We start from the raw sequence: 20,702 nt of genomic DNA on the forward strand, positions 1-20,702 counted from the left end.
AGTGGTGTGTGACCGCGCTCACACACTGTGAAACAGACATGAGCGAAAATACAGCGTCAGAGCCATTTCCTGGCCTTGCGCCCCTCTTTGGCGCCGCCAGGCATTCTCTGCTGTCCGAAAGGCACACCATGAACCACCGATTGCTCCCCATTGCCGCCTGCCTTGCCTTTCCCTTGATGGGGATGGGTGGCGCTGCGCATGCCTCCACGCCCGGGCAACCCTTGGGCGCCGTCGTGGGCGAAGCCACGTTTGTCATTGGCGCGGCCTCCATCCTCCAGGAAGACGGCAGCAGCCGTGCCCTGGACCGCGGCGCCGCCGTGCGCGTGGGCGACCGCATCGAAACCAAGGCTGGTGGCCATGTGCACCTGCGCTTTGTGGACGGTGGACGCCTGAGCGTGCGGCCGGCCAGCCGTCTGCACATTGAAAGCTACAGCCATTCCGCCCAGCAGCCACAGTTGGGTGCCATCAAGTTCCGCCTCGATGAAGGCGTGGTGCGCTCCATCACGGGCAGCTGGGGCGAGGCCGCGCGCGAGCGCTTCCGTCTGAACACGCCCGTGGCCGCCATTGGCGTCAAGGGCACGGACTTCGTCGTGCGCTCCGACATGGAGCGCACGGCTGCCTCGGTCTACACCGGCGCCATCACGCTCACTCCGCTGGCCAACAACGGCTGCGGTGCCAGTGTCGGCCCCTGCATCAGCGGCCATGAAAAGCTGCTGTCCGACGACATGAAGGGCCAGATTCTTGAGTACAGCCGGCGCGACGCGACGCCCCTGCTGGTGGCCACCGACACCGTGACGCGCAATGCCCGCGCGGTGGAAATGACGGCGGCACGCACGGACAAGACCCAGTCCCAGGCACTGGACGACCTGCGCGCCGAGCCCACCCCCGTCAAATCGCTCACCAGCGAGCAGAAGGCGGTGGAAGTGGCTGTCTACACGCCCCCGGTAGCGCCTGTGGCGCCACCCCCTCCTCCCGCGCCCGAGCCTCCAGTAACGGTTGCACCCACACCCGTACCGCCCGCGCCGGCGCCTCCTCCTGTGGTGGTTCAGCCCCCTGCACCCGTGCAGCCGCCCCAGGTGACACAGCTGGCATGGGCGCGCCAGTCCTGGACCTCGCGTGTCGAGGGTGATGGTTTTGTGGTGGACTACGAAGCTGCATTGAAGTCGGGCTGGAATCGCGTGGTGGGCAACGTATCCAATGTTCTCTTCCAGGCGCCTGACGCCCAGGGCAAGCTGCCCCAGGAGGGCATTGTCAACTTCCGCCTGGCCAACGCCAGTGCCCAGTTCTACAAGGACGCCCAAACCGCCATTGAATCGGTGGCGGTGCAGAGCGGTGCCTTGCAGGTGGACTTCGGCCGCTCGCTGTTCCAGACCTCGTTGTTCATGGCCAGCAAGAGCGTGGGCTCGCAAAACATACAGGCCTCGGGGAATGTGGGCGCGACGGGGCAGTTCGTCCCCACTGCGTCCAACGCCAACATCACTGGCGCCCTCAATGCGAGCGGCACTGAAGCCGCCTATGGTTTTGAGAAAACCCTGCCCCAAGGTTCGCTCAGTGGCGTAACCCTCTGGGGGCGCTGATTGACGCCACGCCAGCCGCCAGCGGACAGACGTCCGGCAGGACGACACCGGGCGCTGCTGGCAGGTCTGGCAGCCGCTGCCATTGTCAGCCTGTTGCTCTCGCTGCTTTTTGGCCCTGCACTGCAGGCGGTTGAAGAGCGGGCGGGCGACTGGGTTTGGCGCCTGGGTTCTCAGAAGACCGAGGAGCGCCGTGTCCTCGTTGTCGACATCGATGAAAAATCGCTCGCCGAAGTCGGCCCCTGGCCCTGGCCGCGCAGCACGCAGGCACGCCTGATCGAACAGATTGCCCAGTTGGGTGCGCGCGAGCAGATCCTGGACGTGGTCTTCACCGACCCGCGTGACGACGACGCCTCGCTGCTTGCCGCCGTGGCCGAGCACCGGCCGGTGCTGGCGCAGGTGTTTGCGCTGGGCGCATCTGGTCCCGGCACGGGTCTGCCGCAGCTCAGCGAACAGGCCGCTCCGCGCGTGGGTCAGCCCTCGGGCGCGCTCGACTGGGCCAGCTGCCCGGCACCTTTCTCCGAGGCGCTGGGGCACCTGTCCAACTTCCCGGCGCTGGCCGCGCTGGGAGACATGCCGCAAGGGCGCACCGGCCACATCAGCCCCCGCATTGCGGACGATGGCGTGGTGCGCCACCAGCCGGCCATCATCTGCTGGCAAGGCAAGTCCTACCCCTCGCTGGCCATTGCCTCGCTGCTGCGCGCCACCTCCGAAACCAGCCTGCTGCTGCAGCGCGGCGGCTGGTGGGACGCGCCCTGGACCCTGGGCAGCGCCGGCCAGGCGCTGCCTGCGCTGCCCCTCGATGAGCGGGGCAACATGCGTGTGGCCTGGCGCCTGCACCCCGACAGTTTCGTGAGCATTCCTGCCGCCGACGTGCTGGCCGGCCGGGTGCCTACCGACATCATGACCGGCGCGTGGGTGCTGGTGGGCGCCAGCGCCTTCGGCATGAACGACACCATTGCCACCCCCTACAGCGGTGCCAGTGCCGGGCTGCTGGCGCATGCCCAGATCCTGAGCGCCCTGGTAGACGGGCACACGCCCTACACCCCTCGCGCAGCGCTGCCCCTGCAGGCGGTGGCGGCAGCACTGGGCGCGCTGCTGTTGTGGCTGCTGGTGCGGCTGGCCGGGCAGGGCGGCAGCGCCGCCCGCGATGCCCAGGCACTCACGCCCTCGCCCATGCTGCGCATGCCGGTGTACCTGCTGCCCCTGGCAGCCCTGGCCTTTGCCCTGGCACTGGTCGTTGCGCATGCCCTGGCCCTGTGGCTGGCCGATGTATGGGTGGGCTGGCTGCTGCCCGCACTCTTCGTGCTGCTGGCGGGGGTGTTTGCCGGCACCATCGAGCACGCCCGCAGCCGCAGTGAGCGTGACCGCCTCTACCAGCACCTGGCCAGCTATCTGCCGGCACCGGTGGCCGCGGCGTTGGCGCTGCAGCCGCCATCAAGCGCCATCCGCGCCAGCACGCGGCAGGTCAGCGTGCTGCTGGCAGACATTCGCAATTTCTCCGCCTACTGCGAAGCCCGCCCGCCCGAGGAAGCTGCAGCCGTGCTGCACGCCTTCTTCTCTGCCGCCAGCCGCATCGTGCAGGCGCACGGGGGCGTCATCGAGTCCTTCCAGGGCGATGCCGTCCTTGCCGTGTGGAATGGGGCAGACGACGTCCCCCTGCCGTCGGCCACCGACGAGCAGCACGCCCAGATCCACTCACGGCAGGCAGTCGCCGCCGCGCTCGACCTGCTCACGGAATCCCTCAAGCTGCTGCCCGACCCCGCGCCTGCGGGCCTGGAACCTCTGAGCCTGGGGCTGGGTCTGGAGACAGGCCCTGCCATGGTGGGCTCCTTCGGCCTCGCCAGCCGCCGCACCCACACGGTCATGGGCCGCACCATCACCATTGCCAGCCGCCTGGTCGACCTGACGGTGGACCTGGCGCACCCCATCCTGGTCGGCGAAGGCATGGCCGCGCAGCTGGGCGGGCAGTTCTCTTTGGGCGCACGGGCCGGTGGCAGCGGCACCCAGGAAACCCAGCACCTGCAGTCCATGGGCACCTTCCTGCTCGAAGGCCTGCGCGTGCCCCACCATATATATGCAGTGCCCCTGGACACCCTGGTGGCCGAGCACCCGCCTGCACCGGGGGATGACCAGGCGGACCAACCCACAGCCCATGGCACAGCGTAGGCGGCACTTCCATTTCTCTGCCGAATCCTGCGCAGCATCCACCCCCCCGGGTTCAATGCCCCGCACGGTGTGGATGCTTGCCATGGCCCTGTGCGCCGCCGCGGCGGCGCACGCACAGCAGCCTCGGGCACCTGTTGCACAGGGGCAGGGCAGTGCCCTGCCTCCGCTGTCGGCACCGGCGCAGGAGATGGCGCCTGCGTTCAACGTCCCCCAGGTGCCGCCAGCAGGTGCAGAACCCAGCGCCGCGCAGGCCGCTGCGGCTGCCGTGTGCGTCCCCGTGCCTGACGGCACGCCTGCCGACCGCCTGACTCCTTATGTGATCACCTGCCAGCGGGTGCCCGAATGGCTGGCCCAGCTGGGCGCACTGCTCAACAAGGAGGGCCGCTACGACGAGGCCGCCGAGCACCTGGAGCGCTCACTCATGCTGGAGCCCGACCAGATCCAGGCCGGGCTCGACTACGCCGTGGCCCTGGCTGGCGTGGGCGACCTGCTCAGCGCCACCCAGTTGCTGGGCCAGTGGCTGGCCCGCCCCGACCTGCCCGACACCTTGCGCGCCAGCCTGGCCCAGGCCCAGCAGCGCTATGCCGCCGCAGGCCGGGCCAGCACCGGCTGGCAGTGGCGCCGCCACGCCGGCCTGCGGCTGGGGCGCGACAGCAACCTCGCCGGCGCCCCCGGCATCACCAGCCTCACGCTCACCCTGCCCACCGGCAACGTCACCCTGCCGGTGGAAGAAGCCAGCCTCCCGCGCCCCGGCATCTATACCCGCGCCGACGTGCGCATGGACCTGGCGCGCCAATGGGCCGACGGCCAGCGCGTGGAAGTGGCCGCTGCCGTGCTCTCCCGCTCCAGTCCCCGTGCCCCGCAGACCGAAACCACCCAGGCCGAACTGGCGGGCGAATACTCCCGCGTGGCCGGAGAAATCGGCTCTGCTGGCGACACCACCCTGCTGCAGCACTACACAGGTGCCGCCATGGCCAGCCTGCACACACGTGGTGGCACACGTTACGCAAGCTTTCATCTGGGCTCGGGCCTGCAGTTGCAAGACAAATACATGCCCAGCAACGGCCCAGGCCTGGCTGGCAAAACTGAAATGTCGTCCATCTGCAACACCCGCGTGGGGGCTGAGGCGCAGTTGCGCAACCTGTACAGCAACCCTGTGCTGTCGGGTCGCTATGCGGGCCTGGCCCTGCAGTGGAGTTGCAATGCGCAGCCCCAGCAGGTGCTGGCAGACAGCCTGGGCCTGAGCGTCAGCCAATGGCAGATAGGCCTGCGCGCCGGGGTGGACATGCCCACCGACGCCACCCGCCCCGGCGGCCGCCAGCAGCAATACAGCCTGCGCGCTGCCGCCCACCTGGGGCCCCGCTGGTACGTCGACGCCGAGCTGGGCCACAACCGCGACACCACTGCCTACAGTGCCATCCTCGACAACGGGCGCGTGCGCAACACCACCCGTGTGTCCATGCGCGCCGAGTACCAGCACCCCCTGCGCCAGCTGGCGCCGGGCGCCGTGGCGGTATTCGGCTTCGAAGGCTTCCGGCAGACCGCCAACCTGCCCCTGTTCGCCATCCGCAGCAGCGGGCCGTATATCGCCATCCGCGGGCAGTGGTAGCTGGCAGGGGCGGCTTGCGTGGTGCCCCCTGCGTGCCCTGGGTCCCTGGGTAATGGCCGGCGCGTCTGGTTACTCGGGCGTTGCCGCCCATGCGTGCTCTGCCGAGCCGCCCCTGGTTGTTGGCCTGCTGCAACATAGAGGGCCGCGCAGCGGCGTCGCCCACAAGCGCACAGTACTTGTGATCCGCGTCACGCCCCCTCTGGTGGGTTGCTTGCTACACTTCATCCCAAGTTGGCTAGGCATTGCTCTTGATTCGCTGGCATTTTTTTAAAAGTGCGTGTGATAATGCCAGAGCAAACTTGTAAAGATGGGGCTGAACTGGCACGCACGGCAGACAAGCGTGGTGCACTAGACGGGCTGGCCTTGCTTTAGCAACTTGTTTTCATTTTTCAACTGTTAATAGGAAGTTTCAAATGCCTAAGCAAATTTTTGGTGTCGATTCGGTTGTCACCTCGCTGAACCGCGCGTTCAACGACCAATCCCCTGCCAACGCGGTTTACAACAACCAAGTGACGCAAGCCACCTCGGTTGGCAACAATGCTTTCGCTCTGTCTTTCGGCTCGAGCTTCGTCGGTCTGACCGAAGACGCTCTGTCCACCAAGATCCTGGGCAACCTGGGCGTGCTGCCAAACACCGGCCTGCAAGCCGCAGTCAAGGACTACCTGGTTTCCGTGGGCAAGGCCAACGTTGGTATCGTTGCTCTGCAACTGGCTGACATCCTGTCCGGCCTGGAAAACGCCACGGGCGACCAAGCTGCTTTCAACGCCGCTGCTGTCAAGTGGAACGCCGAAGTGACCGCTTCGTACACCTACTCGGCCAACCCAGCCAACACCAGCGCTTCGCCTGTTGGTACCGATGACGGCGCTGTGACCGGCGTGACCCTGGCCCTGACCACGGCTGACGACTTCCTGTCGCCCCAAGCTGCTGAAGCCAAGTTCAAGACCACGGCCAACAACGACACCATCGTTGCCACGACCGTTGCTACCCTGAAGAGCGGTGACGTGATCGACGGCGGCGCTGGCACCGACACGCTGCGCGCTACGCTTGATATCGCTGCCACCCAAGCACCTACCGTGACCAACGTCGAAAACTTCTTCATCAAGGCCACGGCTCTTGCAGTGGATTTTGACCTGAAGAACGTGACCGGCATCCAGCAATTCTGGAACGAAGAATCCGCCGTTGCCCTGACCGTCAAGAATGCTGCCCTGGGCACCACGATCGGCGTGAAGGATACCGGCCAAAACACCATCGTTGAATTCGCCAAGGCTACCGGTACGGCTGACGCTGCTACCGTGGTTCTGAGCGGCTCCACCGGCGGCAACGTGCAAGTGGACTCCATCGAAACGCTGGCGCTGCAAAGCACCGTGAAGGCCAACACCACGACCATCGTGGGCAACACCCTGGAAACGCTGACCGTGACCGGCGACAAGGGCCTGACCCTGACCGCTTCGGGCCCAGCCGCTGCTTCGCTGAAGACCATCGACGCTTCGGCCCTGACTGCTGCTGCCACGATCACCGCCACCGGCGCTGTGAACGCACTGACCATCAAGGGCGGTACGGCTGCTGACACCATCGTTGCCACGGGCGCTACCAAGGCCGTGACGGTCGACGGCGGCACCGGTGCTGACACGATCACGCTGACGGCCAACAAGGCTCACTCCATCACCCTGGGTGCTGGCGCTGACGTGCTGACGCTGGACGTGGGCTCCAAGGCCGCCACGACCGGTAGCCTGACCGCCACCGATCTGACGACCGCTGCCAAGCTGATCGCTGCTTCTGTCAAGATCACCGACTTCGCCGCTGGCGACACGCTGATCCTGAAGACCGCTGACCACACGACGGCTGCCAACGTGACCAAGCTGACTGGCACGATCGCTGAAAACCTGGCTGCCACCGGCGACCTGCTGAACATCATCTCCGATCTGACCGACACGGCTCTGCCTGCTGGTGCTGGCACGACGACGACGATCGCTACGCAGATCGGTGTGAACCAAGCCGTGAGCTTCACGCTGGCTGGCAATACCTACATCTTCGTGAACAACAACGTTGCAACCTTGGATGCTGGCGACGTGCTGATCCAGCTGACCGGTGTGGCTGCTCCTGCCACCATCACGTTCGCTTAATCACAGCGCTTCGTTGCCGGGGTTTGCTCCCCGGTCACCAAAAGGCCGCCTTCGGGCGGCCTTTTTTATGGGCATTCAGAATGCCTCCCCGGCTCGCAGTTTGTCCTTGTCTGGAGCATGCGCAGTTCGCCATGCACCTTGTGCGATGGCTGAGCGCCGTTGACCACGCAAGCCATCGGCTCGATTTACCATTGCGGCGTTTTTAGGCGGCTTGCGCCAAAACGCCCTACCTATGACGAATGAACTACTGAATCCCCTGGGTCTGAGCCAGCTCTATGCGTCCCGGGAATACGCGGGCTGCCTGGCCGTGGCCCAGCAGGGGCTGGCGGGCAACCCGCGCGATGTTGCGTCGCTGTTCTGGGGGGGGCGCAGTGCGCTGGCCCTGGGGCAGGCGGCATTGGCACGCCAATGGGCGCAGCAGTGCTGTGAGGCCCATCCGGGCGATGCGCAGATGCATCTGCTCCTTGGAGACTGCCTGTTGCAGTTGGCCGACCAGACAGGGGCACTTGCCGCCTTCGAGCAAGCTCTGCTGCTGGCCGATGCCCATCTAGCAGCCTCCGGGCAACATGCAGAACTTGTAGCCTTGCTCTGCAACAAGATCGGCGACGTGTTCTACCAACTGGATCGCTTTGCACAGGCCCAGGCTGCTTTTGCGCGCGCCACCGCATTGCACCCCGGCCTGGGACAGGCATGGTTCAACCAGGGCATCACCCTGTTAGCGCTGGGCCAGGGCGAGCGTGCAGAACCTGCGTTGGCGCAGGCGCTGCAGCTGGGCCACAGCCCGCGCGACACCTTGTCTGCGCTCGGGGTGAGCCTGATCGCGCAGCGCAAGTGGCACCAAGCCCAGGGGGCGCTGGCCCGGGCGCTCGCATTCGACGCCAGCGACACCATGGTCCTGAACAACCTGGCCCTGGCCCACCAGAACCTGGGGCAGCTGGCACAGGCCGAGGCCCTGATCCGCCGCAAGCTGGAGCTCGAAGGGCGCAATGCCAATGCCTGGGTCCATCTGGGCAATGTGCTGCGCGAACAGGGCCGGGCCGCCGAGGCGACGGCGGCGTTTGGGTCCGCGCTGCAGCTTGATGGCCGCCACTTCGGGGCACTGCTGGGCCTGGCCGTACTCCACCGCGAAGCGCAGGCAATTTCGGATGCGATTGCCTGCCTGGAGCAGGCCTTGCAGAACGCACCCCGCAACCACCCCCAGTACCCCGATGCGCTGGCCGAGCTGGGCTCGGCCCATGCGTCGCTGGGCGTGCATGCACCCTGTGAGGCGCTGTTCCGCCAGGCGCTGGCGCTGCGGCCCCAGGACCGGCAGATCTGGAGCAAGTGGTTTTTCGTGCTCAACAACCACCCCGACAAGACGGCAGAAGACATCTTTGCCGAGTACCAGGCCTTCCAGGTCCGCTTTCAGCCTGCCGGGCAAGAGGCCTTGCAGGCCCCCGTCCCCGCCGGCGGGGGAACTGCCAAGCCCCGCATCCATATCGGCTACGTCTCTGCAGACTTCACGCCCCACGCGGTCAGGCACTTTCTGATGCCCTTGCTCGCCCACCATGACCGCACCTTCTTCGAGGTGTCGGCCTTTGCCGGCATGGCCGGCCCGGACGCGGTGTGGGCGCCCTACCGCAACCTGGTGGAGCACTGGCATTTCACCAAGGGAATGACGGCCCCGGAGGTGGCGGCGCTGGTACGGGAGAAAGGCGTGGATGTGCTGGTGGACCTGTCCGGCCACACGGCGGGCAACCGCCTGGACGTGTTCGCGCTCAAGCCCGCCCCGGTGTCCGTGAGCTGGATGGGCTTTGGCTCCACCACCGGCCTCGGTGCCATTGATTTCTACCTTTCCGATGCCCAGGCACTACCCGAACAGGACGCCCCCTTTTTCGCTGAAAAGCCCTGGCGGATGGACAGGCCCTATCTGGCATACCGGCCGGCCACCGGGATGGGCGAGGTCGGTGGCTTGCCCGCGCTCGCCAAAGGGCATGTGACCTTCGCCTCGTTGAGCCGCGCCATCCGCTTCAACGAAGGGCTGCTGGCTGCATGGGCCCATATCCTGGAGCGGGTGCCTGGATCTCGGCTAGTGCTGGACTGCAAGAACATGCAGGATGCGGGTTTCGCCAGGCGCATCGAGGCGCGGTTTGCCGCGCTGGGGATCGATGCCGCGCGCGTCGAATGCGGATTCCACAGCCCGCCGTGGGACGTGCTCAGGCAGGTGGACATCACCCTCGACTGCTTTCCGCACAACAGCGGCACCACCCTGATCGAATCCCTGTACATGGGCGTTCCCTATGTCACGCTCAGCGGCCGGCCCGGCGTGGGGCGGTTAGGCGCTGCCGTTCTGCACGGGGCCGGCCATGCCGAATGGGTGGCTGCCACGGAGCAAGAATATGTGGAGAAGGCCGTGGCCCTGGCCAGCAACCTGCCGGCGCTGGCCGCGCTGAGGGCCGACCTGCGCATGCAGATGGAGCAAGGGCCCCTGATGGACGAAGCGGGCTTTGCGCGCGCGGTGGAGGGGGCTTACGTGGGCATGCTGGCCCAGGCGCGCAAGCGCACACACTGAACGCCTGCGCCAGCCATGGCTGGCGGCAGATTCCTGGCAAGGGCTGCAGCAGGCGGTTGTCAGCGCCATGTCAAAATGCGGCACCTCAACAAGGAGTTGCTCTGCATGTCTGAATGGACCGCCGGCTATGTGGCCGACATTGGATACACCTACGGCTATTACTCCGAGCTCAACCCCTTGCGGCTGCGCCTGGCATTCCTGAACCAGGGCCTGGCTTTCCCCGAGGTGGGCGCGGCCTGCGAGCTGGGCTTTGGCCAGGGGCTGAGCGCCAACATGCACGCCGCAGCCTCCCTGGTGCAGTGGCATGGCAACGACTTCAACCCTGCGCAGGCCGGCTTTGCCCAGGAACTGGCCGCCGCAGCGGGGGCAGGGGCACAACTGACCGACGAGTCCTTCGCCGAATTTTCGGCGCGCACGGACCTGCCGCAGTTCGACTACATCGGCTTGCACGGCATCTGGAGCTGGATCAGCGACGAGAACCGCGCCCTGATCGTGGAGTTCATCCGCACCCGCCTCAAGGTGGGGGGCGTGCTGTATATCAGCTATAACACCTTGCCGGGTTGGGCGGCCTTTGCGCCCATGCGCCACTTGCTGACGCTGCATGCCCAGGTGCAGGGGTCCGAGGGACAGGGCATCGTGGGCCGCATCGACGGGGCCTTCGAGTTCGCAGACAAGCTGCTCGAAGCCAACCCGGGCTACACCCGTGCCAACCCTGGGGTGCCTGAGCGCTTCAAGAAGGTCAAGGAGCAGAACCGCCACTACGTGGCCCACGAGTACTTCAACCGCGACTGGGAGCCCATGCACTTTGCCACGCTGGCCCAGTGGCTGGAGCCGGCCAAGCTGCAGTTCGCCTGCTCGGCCCATATCCTGGACCATGTGGACCCGCTCAACCTGACGCCCCAGCAGCAGACACTCATCAACAGCACGAGCGACGTCACCTTGCGTGAGACCACGCGGGACTTCATCGGCAACCAGCAGTTCCGGCGCGACTACTGGGTGCGTGGTGCGCGCAAGCTCAGCCCGCTGGAGCAAAGCGAAGCACTGCGAGCGCAAAAGGTGTTGCTGACCACCCCCCGCGCCGATGTGACCCTCAAGGTCACGGGCATGCTGGGTTCGGCGGAAATGAGCGAGGCGGTCTACACGCCCATCCTGGATTTTCTGGCCGATCACAAGCCGCGTACGCTGGCGCAGGTCGAGCAGGCGGTCAGGGACAAGGGGGTTCCCTTCATCCAGGTGCTGCAGGCCATGCTGGTGCTCAGCGGGGCGGGCCACCTCATGGCCGTGCAGGACGATGCCCTGATCGCCAAGGCGCGCAAACACACGGACAAGCTCAACGCCTACATCATGCAAAAGGCGCGCGGCAGCCACGAAGTGGGCTACCTGGCCAGCCCTGTGAGCGGTGGCGCTGTGGCGGTGACGCGCTTTCCCCAGTTGTTCCTGGTGGCCCTGTCGCAGGGCAAGAAGCAGCCTTCAGACTGGGTGCCTGTGGTCTGGGCGCTGCTGCAGGCACAAGGGCAAAAACTCATCAAGGACGGCCAGGCCCTGGAAACGCCCGAGGAGAACCTGGCGGAATTGCTGTCCCAGGCCACGGCGTTTGCCCAGAAGCAGTTGCCGATCCTGAAGGCCTTGATGGTGGCTTGAGAAGCGCAAGTCAGCGCGCCGCGCCCTTGCCGGGGCCTGCTGCATATATGCCAAGCCTTTCCCGCCCTGGCCGTCCCGTGGACATTGCTGCCACGGGCAATCTGCCCGGGCAAATGGGCACGCAATGGCCCGGGGAAAGGAAGTACACCATGGGACGTCATCTCGTACCAGGCACGGACGCGCTGAACCAGGCGGTATCGGTGGTGGCCGAAACAGCACTGACCGCAGGGGACTATGCAAAATTGGGTGCAGGGGGCTTGGTGCGGCGGGCGGCTGATGGCGTGTCTCTGGCGCTGCAGAATGCGCCGGCCGGGGTGACCGCCCTGGTCCCGGCGGCTACCGTTGAGAGCAGTGGGAGTGCTTGGGGGCGTTCAGCCTTTAATGCACAGATTTTCCGGGCATTACTGGCGTTGGACAATGGCAGCTTTGCGGTTGTCTACAGCGGCAATGGTTCGCAGTCTGACACCGGCGCCAACCTGCGGCTCTACGGCCCGATGCGTGTGCCGCTGTTTTCGAGGATTTCGGTCACCAGCACCAGTGGGGTGGTGGGCACCCGCCTGGCGCGGGCAGGCGGTGACGGCATCGCCATTGTCTGGCTGGAAAGCGTGAGCCTCAAGCTGGCCATCCATTCCGCCGTGACGGGTGCCCTGGTGGTGCCGGAATCCACGCTGGCAACGCTTGCCAACAATGACAACCAGAGCTGGAACGTGGCGACCCTGGCCGGCGGAGATGTCGTGGTGGCCTATGCCAAGAATGGGTCGAATGACCTGGCCTTCAAGCGCTTCAACGTGTCGGGGGTGCTGCAGGGCAGCGAGGTGGTGGTGGAGGCGGGCGCCAACCCGAGCTGTGTTGGCGTGCTACCCCTGGCCGCAGGGGGCTTTGTGCTGCACTACTACCGCAGTGCTGCGGCCACCGCCTACCGATTTGCACGCTTCAATGCCGCAGGGGCCTTGCAAGGGGCGTTGACCACGCTGGCGGCCGTGACCGCCAACCGCAATGTGACTCCTGCGGAGCGCAATGCGATGGAATTGGGCAATGGCAACCTGGCCTTTGTCGACCCGTCCAGCAGCACCGCCGCAGCCGTGCGCCTGTACGACGCCGCAGGCAATTTTCTCACTACGGTGTTGGCTGCCACGGGGGGCGCAGGCATGCCCAACACCGTGTGCATCTGCCCTCGCCAGTTTGGCGGCTTCTGGCTGGCGGTGGGAGGGCAGTTGTACGAGTACGACAATGCGGGGGTCAGCCTGCGGCAGTCGGTGGTGGCCGGTTTTGCACCGTTCATGCTGATCGACCGTGCGGGCAATGGGCCGGTCATGGTGTCGCACTTGGTGGGCGGCGGGTTCACCGTCGTGCTGAGCAGCTGGAGTGCCGACCTGTCGGCCGTTGAAAACACGCTCACCTTGAGCACATCCAGTTCATATCCCTTGTCGTATGCGTGGACTGAGGTGCTGTCCAATGGCATGCTGGCCAGCGTGGTGTGTGGCCAGCCATCCACCGGTGCGGCAACCATCCATCTGTCCGTTCCCCAAGCAGCCTCCATTCTGGGCATTGCCCAGGAGGCTACTGCTGCGGGCGCGATGGTGCGTGTAGCGACGGCCGGAAAGTTCGTGTCGACACAGTCGTTCAGCGGCCCGGCCTTCGACCGGCGAGCTGCCACTCCACCGGGAACGCGTGGGGTAGCGGTTGGCAACACGGCCATCCTGGGAGGGTTGGCGGGTTAGCGAAGTAATCGGCCCGCCCGCGCCGCAAACCGTTCCGAAGAAACACGTGGCGTTGGCCTGCTGAATGTGGCAAGGTGGAACGCGGCACCGGCGAAGACCGACATAGCAATGGTGCACATTGCCCGCGGGTTAGCGTGGTCATGGGCTGCGTCATCGACATTGGTGAGCCTGTAGCGGGCCTTTTGGTCCGATGCAGACATCCCGTTTGAGAGAGTGATCAAGACGACGTACCCGAGCCGGTGCCACGTTCCACTTCTCATGATGGAGGATGCCATGGCACAACGCAAGCGGCCCACCACACAGTCGGCCATCTCCCTGACCCACCCCAACGCCGCCGGTATCGACATCGGCAGCGCCGCGCACTTCGTGGCCGTGCCGCCGGACCGCGACGATGAACCCGTGCGCGAGTTCGCCAGCTTCACCACCGACCTGCACCGCCTGGCCGATTGGCTCGACGCCTGCGGCGTGGACACCGTGGCCATGGAGTCCACCGGGGTCTACTGGATACCCTTGTACGAGCTGCTCGAATCGCGCAGCTTCTCCGTGCTGCTGGTCAACGCCCGCCACGTCAAGAACGTCTCGGGCCGCAAGAGCGATGTGCTGGACTGCCAGTGGCTGCAGCAGCTCATGAGCTTTGGCCTGCTGCGCGGTGCCTTCCGCCCGGCCGAGCAGGTCTGCGTGCTTCGCTCGCTCAGTCGCCAACGCACCATGCTGCTGCGCAGCCAGGGCCGCTTCGTGCAGCACATGCAAAAGGCCCTGACACAGATGAACATCCAGCTGGCCAATGTCATCTCCGACGTGGCCGGCGAGACAGGGCAGAAGATCCTGCGCGCCATCGTCGCGGGCGAGCGTGACGGGCAAGCTCTGGCCCAGCTCAAGAACGCGCGCATCCGTGCCAGCAAGGACGAGATCGCCAAGAGCCTGCAAGGCAGCTGGCGCGCTGAGCATCTCTTTGCCCTGAAGCAGGCCCTGGATGCGTTTGACTTCTGTGGCACCCAACTGGCCGAGTGCGACGCGCAGGTTCAGGCGCAGTTGCAGGCCCTGCATGTGCGCGAGGACGCCCCGGCCAAAGGCAAGAAGCGCGGGCGCTCGCGCAATGCCCCGAAGTTCGATCTGCGCACACAGCTCTTCCAGATGTGCGGCGTGGACCTCACTCGCATCGACGGAATCGATGTGACCACCGCGCTGGTGGTGGTCTCCGAGGTGGGTGCGGACATGGGCAAGTTCCCCAGCGACAAGCACTTCGCTTCCTGGCTGGGCTTGTGTCCGGGCACCAAGATCACCGGGGGCAAGGTCATGAGTGGGAAGACCAAGCGCTGTGCCAACCGCGCGGCCCAGGCGCTGCGTCTGGCGGCGGCGGCCTTGCGTTCGAGCCAGTCGGCGCTGGGCGCGTACTACCGGCGCATGTGCGCGCGCATGGACAAGCCCAAAGCCGTCACGGCCGCGGCCCACAAGCTGGCTCGACTGATCTACGCCATGCTGACCCACGGCCAGGAGTACACCGACCGGGGGCAGGATTACTTCGAGGAGCGCTACCGCCAGCGGGTGTTGCACAACCTCGCCCAGAAGGCCAAGGCCATGGGCATGCAACTCGTCCCCTCCGACAACGCCGCCTGAAAACACCAGAAAAATCAATCAGTTATCTGGTGTTTCTTGAGAGGTCATAGCGGGGGGGGCAGGATGGAGCATCCACAAAAGCCCAACACCAAAGGGTAGGGCCACTACGAGGGAGAATGTCCATGCCCCATATTGGCGAGCAATGTTTTCTTGAAGCCACTGGCACATAGGCTCTATGCTCTGCACGTTTCACTATTTTTGGAGCTGTTTGTGGCCGTTGTCCTCTCTGCCGAACTCGAAGTCAGCATTCTGAACCGTGCGTTCAACGACCAGTCCCCTTCGAGCACGATTTTCTACCAGCAGAAGATGGCTGCTGGTGCCACGCCGCAAAGCTGGGAGGCCTACGCCTTCCAGTTCGGCGCCAACTACCAGCACCTGTCGTCGGGGGCCCTGGCGCTGAAGATCGTGACCAACATGGGTATGTCGTACGACATTGGCCTGCAAGGCGCGTTGGTCTCTTACCTCGACGCCATAGGCAAGGAGAATGTGGGCATCGTGGCCGTGCAACTGGGCCATGCCCTGTTGGGCCTGGAAAATGCCACCGGCGACATGGCCGTCTACAACGCCCCCGCTGCGGCCTGGGCCAAGGAGATCGCAGAGGCCTACATGTACTCGACCAATTCGGCCAACGGCGTCCCTTCGCCCAAGGGTGCGCCTGCAGGCGCCGCAGCCTGGAGTTCGGCGGCGGAGCACCAGCCGGTCGACGCAGCCATCGTGCAGTTGGTGGGCGTCGACGCCGGTGCTTTGCTGGTCTGAGGACGGCACATCGCTGCCGGGCCGCTGGCCTAAGGCCGTGGGCAGCCGGCCCTCGTCAAGCAGTGGTCGTCGCTTGCAAGCCCAGCAGCTCCCGCGCCTCCTGCGGCGACGCCACGCTGCGCCCCGCGCCGCGCGCCATCTGGGCCAGTTGCTCTATCAGTGGCCCGTTCGAGGTGGCCTTGCTGCCATCGGGTAAATAGAACGTGTCCTCCAGCCCCGTGCGCAGGTGGCCGCCCAGCTCGGCCACGCGCTGGTGCACGGGCCAGATCTCCTGGCGGCCGATCACGGTGGCCTGCCACGGTGCATTCTTGATCTTGAGCTTGAGCAAGATGGGCAGCAGGTCCGGGTCGGCCGGCATGCCCGACTCGACCCCCATCACGAAGTTGTATTCGGGCAGGCGCTCGGTGTACATGCCGGTCTGCACATACATCTCCACGCAGCGCACGATGCCCACGTCGAAGCACTCGAACTCGGGCAGGGTGCCTGTCTCCAGCATCACATCGATGAAGTCCTTCACCTTGGCGGGCTGGTTGTCGAACAGCATGGGCGGCCAGGCCCAGGTGCCGTTGCTGCGCACTTTCAGGTAGTTGAGCGAGCCGGCGTTGCAGGCCGCCATCTCGGGCCGGGTGGCGCGCAGGCAGTCCAGCGGGCCCTGGTAGTGCGGCCCCACCACGCCGGTGGTCTGGTTGATGATGAGGCCGGGGCACTCCTCGCGCATGGCCTGCACGCAATCGCGCGCTACCTGCGGGTCCCACGAGGGCAGGTGGCCCTTGCCGGCCTCTTGCTGGCGAAAGTGCACGTGCACCACGGCGGCGCCGGCATCCACGGCGCGGCGGGCTTCGCGCGCCAGTTGCTCGGGCGTCACGGGCACGTGGTGCTGTGTGGGGTCGGTCAGCACGCCGGTGATGGCGCAGGTGATGATGGCTTTGTCTGTGGTCGTCGTCATGGCGATGTCTCTTTCAGATACCCAGTTGCCGGGCCGCCAGGTCCTTCATGATTTCTTCGGCGCCGCCGCCGATCATCATGACCTTGACCTCGCGGTAGATGCGTTCGCTGACGGTGCCGCGCATGTAGCCCATGCCGCCCAAAATCTGCACGGCCTGGTCTGCGCAGAACTGCATGGTCTGTGTGGCGTGGTTCTTGAGCAGGCAGACCTGGGCCACCCACTCGGCGCCGGTGTGGCCCGCATCGGCCTGCGTGGCCACCGATTCGAGCCAGGCGGCTGTGGAGTGGATGCGCATCTGCATGTCCACCAGCTTGTGGCGTATCACCTGGTGCGCCACCAGCGGGGCGCCAAAGGTTTTGCGCTGGCGCGCCCAGGCCAAAGCCTCGTCGTAGCAGGCCTCGGCAAAGCCCAGGGCCGATGCCGCCAGGCCAAAGCGCTCGGCGTTGAAGTTGCCCATGATCATGCGAAACCCGTCGCCTTCGGCACCCAGCAGGTAGCGCGCGGGCACGCGTACGTTGTCAAAGCGCAGGTGCGCCGTGTCCGAGCACAGCCAGCCCATCTTGGCCAGTGCGCTGCGCGACAGGCCCGCGCTGTCGCCCGGCACCAGCAGCATCGATAGGCCGCCACTGCCCCGGCTGCCCGCCTCGCCCGTGCGCACGGCCACGGTGATCCAGTCGGCGCGCATGCCCGAAGTGATGAACACCTTTTCGCCGTTGACCACGTATTCGTCGCCCTCGCGCCGCGCGGTGGTCGCCAGCTGCGCCACGTCCGAGCCGCCACCGGGCTCGGTAATGGCCAGCGCGGCAATGCGCTCGCCCGCCAGCACCGGCGGGATCACCTCGTTGCGCACTGCATCGCTGCCATGCACCAGCACGGGGGGCAACCCGATGTTGTGCGACAGCAGGCTGGCCAGCACGCCACCGCTGGTGCCGTAGCGGCACAGGGCCTGCCACAGCGGCAGGCGCAGCGCATAGCTGGCGGGTGTGCCGCCGTACTGCTCGGGGTAGCCCAGGCCCAGCAGGCCGAGGTCGCCCGCGCGGCGGTATAGCGTGCGGGGGAATTCACCCGCCGCGTCCCAGCCGTCCACATGCGGGGCGATCTCGGTGCGGGCAAAGCGCGTGACCGTGTCGGTCAGCGCCGCCCTGTCAGCGAGCAATTCGGTATTGGCGGGTGATGGGTTGCTCATCGGCTCATGCCTCCTACATGGCAAAGCGCGCCAGCACCTGGCCCGGCGCCACCTGCTGGCCCGGCGCCACCAGCAGCTCGGCCACCGTGGCTGCCGTGGGGCAGGCCAGGCTGTGTTCGAGCTTCATGGATTCGAGCACCACCACCGTGGCACCTGCCTGCAAGGCCTCGCCAGCAGAGACGGGCACCGCCACCACGCGCCCGTTGAAGGGGGCTCGCAGCTCGTTGGCACCGCCGGCCGTGCCTGCGCGTGCGGCGGGTTCGCAAGAGGCATCTTCCACCCAGCCCTCCACACCACCGGCCTGCCAGTGCCAGCGGTGCGGGCCCACTGCCGCCGTGCGCACGGCGCGTGTCACGCCCTCCATGGCGCATTGCACGCGCCCGTCGGGCAGCGGCGTGAGGTACATGCCGACGAATTCCGGCTCGGTACCTTGTTGTTCAACGCGCAGCTGTCCAGGGCCCAATTCACGCACGGCCAGCGGCAGCACCTCGCCCTGGTGGCGCAGCCGCATGGGGCGCGCAAAGCTGCAGGGCAGGGTGGTGGTGCGGGGCGGGAACAAGGCTGCCATGGCACTGGGCAGCAAGGCGGTCTGTTCTTGTTGGCGCAGTGTGGCGCGCAGCGCATCACCCTCGTGTGCGAGGAAGGGCACGCGTGCCTGCCCGGCGCGGAACTGCGGGTGGCCCAGGCACGCTGCCAGAAAGGCGCGGTTGCTGGGCAACCCGAGCAGCGCGGTTCCCTCCAACGCACGCACCAGTGCATCGATGGCCTCGCCGCGCGTGGCGGCATGCACGATGAGCTTGCCCAGCATGGCGTCGTAGTGGGGCGTGACCTCGGTGCCTTGCTCCAGCGCATGGTCAAAGCGCAGCCTGCCCAGGGCGGCGCGCTCAAATGCCGTCGCCGGGGGCGCGGCGAAGTACAGCACCTGCCCCGTGTGCGGTGTGAAGTGCGCGTCTTCCGCGCACAACCGCACTTCGATGGCGTGGCCCTGCAGTGCCACCTGGTGCTGCACCAGCGGCAACGGCTCGCCACGTGCCACGCGGATCTGCCACTCCACCAGGTCCAGGCCCGTGAGCGCCTCGGTCACGGGGTGCTCCACCTGCAGGCGGGTGTTCATCTCCATCAGGTAGAAGCTGCCTTGCTGGTCTGAATCGTCGAGCAGAAACTCAACGGTGCCGGCACCCACGTACCCTGCCGCCTGGGCCAGCGCCACGGCACAGGCGCCCATGCGCTCACGCAGGGCCATGTCCACAGCGGGGCTCGGCGATTCTTCGATCAGTTTTTGGTGGCGCCGTTGCACCGAGCAATCGCGCTCGCCCAGGTGGATGCAGTGGCCCTGCGCATCGGCAAACACCTGTACCTCCACATGGCGCGGGTTGAGTAGCGCTCGCTCGATCAGCAGGTCGCCATTGCCAAAGCCCGCCAGCGCTTCGGAGCGTGCGCTGGCCAGGGCTGTGGGCAACTGGGCGGCTTCGGTCACCAGCCGCATGCCGCGCCCGCCGCCACCGGCCACGGCCTTGACCATCAGGGGAAAGCCGATGCGCGCAGCTTCCGCCGCAAAGCGCTCGTCGCTCTGGTCGGCCCCCGCGTAGCCCGGCAGACAGGGCACGCCCTGCGCCTGGGCCAGCGCCTTGGCGCCGGCCTTGCTGCCCAGTGCGCGTATGGCGCCGGCCGATGGGCCAATCCAGACCAGGCCCGCATCGGCAACAGCCTGCGCGAACTCTGCGCTCTCGCTGAGAAAGCCATAGCCCGGGTGAACGGCGTCCGCACCGGTGGCGCGTGCTGCCGCCAGCAGCTTGTCGATGCGCAGGTAGCTGTCGGCACTGGCGCTGCCGCCCAGCGCCACGGCTTGCGTGGCCTCGCGCACATGCAGGGCCTGGGCATCGGGGTCGGAGTGCACGGCCACGGTGGCAATGCCCATGGTGTGTGCGGTGTGCACGATGCGCCTGGCAATCTCTCCGCGATTGGCAATCAGTATTTTTTTCATGCCGCAGGGTTCCAGGGTGGTGCCTTGCGGGCCGTGAAGGCGGCCAGCCCCTCGGATGCCTCCGGTCCACGCAGCGCGCGGGCAAACTGGTGGGCGGCATCGTCGAGCAGGGCGGGCAGCGGCAGGGCGCTCTGTACCTGCAGCAGCAGGTGTTTGGTGGCCGCAATAGCCTGGGGTGCGGTGGTGGCCATGCGCTGCACGGCGGCCTGCACAGCGTCATCCATCGCGCCCTCGATGACTTCATCTACCAGCCCCGCCTGCAGCGCGGCAGCCGCCCCACTGCGCGCGCCCGACAGCAGCCACCGCCGGGCCGCCGCAGGGCCGAGCCGCCGCACCACGAACGGCGCAATCTGCGCGGGCACCAGCCCCAGCGTGACCTCGGGCGCGCCGAACTGGGCGCCCGCATCCGCCAGCACCAGGTCGCCGCAGCAGGCCAGGCCCAGGCCGCCGCCCATGGCCGGGCCTTCCACCGCGACCACCAGCCACTGGGGCAGGCCGCACAGCGCCTGCAGCAAGGCACCGAAGCGGCGGTTCAACGGCACCAGCGGGTCGGTCATGCCCGCACCGAGCGGCTGGCCGATGGCCTTGGCAAAGCCGCCCAGGCTGCCGCCCGCGCAGAAGTGGCCGCCCGCGCCGCGCAGCACCACGCCGCGCAGCGCGGCATCGCTCTGCGCGCGCGTGCAGGCACCCAGCAGCGCGTCCACCATGGCATCGGTCAGCGCATTGCGGCTGGCCGGGTCGTTGAGGGTCCAGGTCTCGCAGAAAAGGCCGGTACCCAGCGGCGCGCGGTCGATCAGCAGGGCGTCGTGCATGCGGTGTCCTGGC

Annotated in this window: 13 protein-coding genes; 9 read left to right on the top strand and 4 right to left on the bottom strand. The window is 66.7% G+C overall.

All coding sequences use genetic code 11. The annotated features are described in order from the left end of the window. Positions 1-128 precede the first annotated feature (128 nt). The 9 genes from ASE31_RS03075 to ASE31_RS03115 all read left to right on the top strand — a co-directional run bounded on the left by ASE31_RS03075 (position 129) and on the right by ASE31_RS03115 (position 15,761). A complete protein-coding gene (locus ASE31_RS03075; protein ID WP_162261373.1) occupies positions 129-1,577 on the top strand; it encodes a FecR domain-containing protein in 1,449 nt (482 codons plus the stop codon). 93 nt (positions 1,578-1,670) lie between these two features. After that, complete coding sequence (locus ASE31_RS03080) at positions 1,671-3,743, top strand: CHASE2 domain-containing protein (RefSeq protein ID WP_057200047.1); 2,073 nt, start codon at positions 1,671-1,673, stop codon at positions 3,741-3,743. Positions 3,744-3,798: 55 nt separating this feature from the next. Continuing rightward, complete coding sequence (locus ASE31_RS03085) at positions 3,799-5,352, top strand: c-type cytochrome biogenesis protein (RefSeq protein WP_057200048.1); 1,554 nt, start codon at positions 3,799-3,801, stop codon at positions 5,350-5,352. Between the two features lie 413 nt (positions 5,353-5,765). Next, positions 5,766-7,475 carry a bluetail domain-containing putative surface protein gene (locus tag ASE31_RS03090; protein ID WP_057200049.1) on the top strand — a complete coding sequence of 570 codons (1,710 nt, stop codon included), beginning with the start codon at positions 5,766-5,768 and terminating at the stop codon, positions 7,473-7,475. A 232-nt stretch (positions 7,476-7,707) separates the two neighbouring features. Further along, positions 7,708-10,026, top strand: a complete 2,319-nt coding sequence (locus tag ASE31_RS03095; RefSeq protein ID WP_057200050.1) for a tetratricopeptide repeat protein — start codon at positions 7,708-7,710, stop codon at positions 10,024-10,026. Between the two features lie 105 nt (positions 10,027-10,131). Beyond that, positions 10,132-11,667, top strand: coding sequence for a methyltransferase regulatory domain-containing protein (locus ASE31_RS03100; RefSeq protein ID WP_057200243.1), 1,536 nt, complete (start codon positions 10,132-10,134; stop codon positions 11,665-11,667). 77 nt (positions 11,668-11,744) lie between these two features. Continuing rightward, entirely contained in the window at positions 11,745-13,388 is a 1,644-nt protein-coding gene (locus ASE31_RS03105; RefSeq protein WP_162261374.1) for a hypothetical protein, read from the top strand. A gap of 273 nt (positions 13,389-13,661) precedes the next feature. After that, positions 13,662-15,005: an IS110 family transposase gene (locus ASE31_RS03110; RefSeq protein WP_057200244.1), complete on the top strand. Its 1,344-nt coding sequence runs from the start codon at positions 13,662-13,664 to the stop codon at positions 15,003-15,005. 210 nt (positions 15,006-15,215) lie between these two features. Continuing rightward, positions 15,216-15,761 carry a hypothetical protein gene (locus ASE31_RS03115; RefSeq protein ID WP_157412329.1) on the top strand — a complete coding sequence of 182 codons (546 nt, stop codon included), beginning with the start codon at positions 15,216-15,218 and terminating at the stop codon, positions 15,759-15,761. Between the two features lie 55 nt (positions 15,762-15,816). Here ASE31_RS03115 and ASE31_RS03120 read toward each other — a convergent pair whose 3' ends face one another. Genes ASE31_RS03120 through ASE31_RS03135 form a run of 4 tightly spaced genes read right to left on the bottom strand, consistent with a single transcriptional unit; the run spans position 15,817 to position 20,689 of the window. Next, the gene (locus ASE31_RS03120) at positions 15,817-16,707 is read right to left on the bottom strand and encodes a 3-keto-5-aminohexanoate cleavage protein (RefSeq protein ID WP_057200053.1); all 891 of its coding nucleotides are present in this window, start codon (positions 16,705-16,707) and stop codon (positions 15,817-15,819) included. A gap of 13 nt (positions 16,708-16,720) precedes the next feature. Next, complete coding sequence (locus ASE31_RS03125; RefSeq protein ID WP_057200054.1) at positions 16,721-17,893, bottom strand: acyl-CoA dehydrogenase family protein; 1,173 nt, start codon at positions 17,891-17,893, stop codon at positions 16,721-16,723. Positions 17,894-17,906: 13 nt separating this feature from the next. Beyond that, complete coding sequence (locus tag ASE31_RS03130) at positions 17,907-19,877, bottom strand: biotin carboxylase N-terminal domain-containing protein (protein WP_057200055.1); 1,971 nt, start codon at positions 19,875-19,877, stop codon at positions 17,907-17,909. Next, positions 19,874-20,689 carry an enoyl-CoA hydratase/isomerase family protein gene (locus tag ASE31_RS03135; protein ID WP_057200056.1) on the bottom strand — a complete coding sequence of 272 codons (816 nt, stop codon included), beginning with the start codon at positions 20,687-20,689 and terminating at the stop codon, positions 19,874-19,876. Before ASE31_RS03135 ends, ASE31_RS03130 begins: the two co-directional genes overlap by 4 nt. Positions 20,690-20,702: the final 13 nt, after the last annotated feature.

This window comes from Acidovorax sp. Root217 (genome assembly GCF_001428645.1).
In the GTDB taxonomy this organism is placed as follows: Bacteria; Pseudomonadota; Gammaproteobacteria; order Burkholderiales; family Burkholderiaceae_C; genus Acidovorax.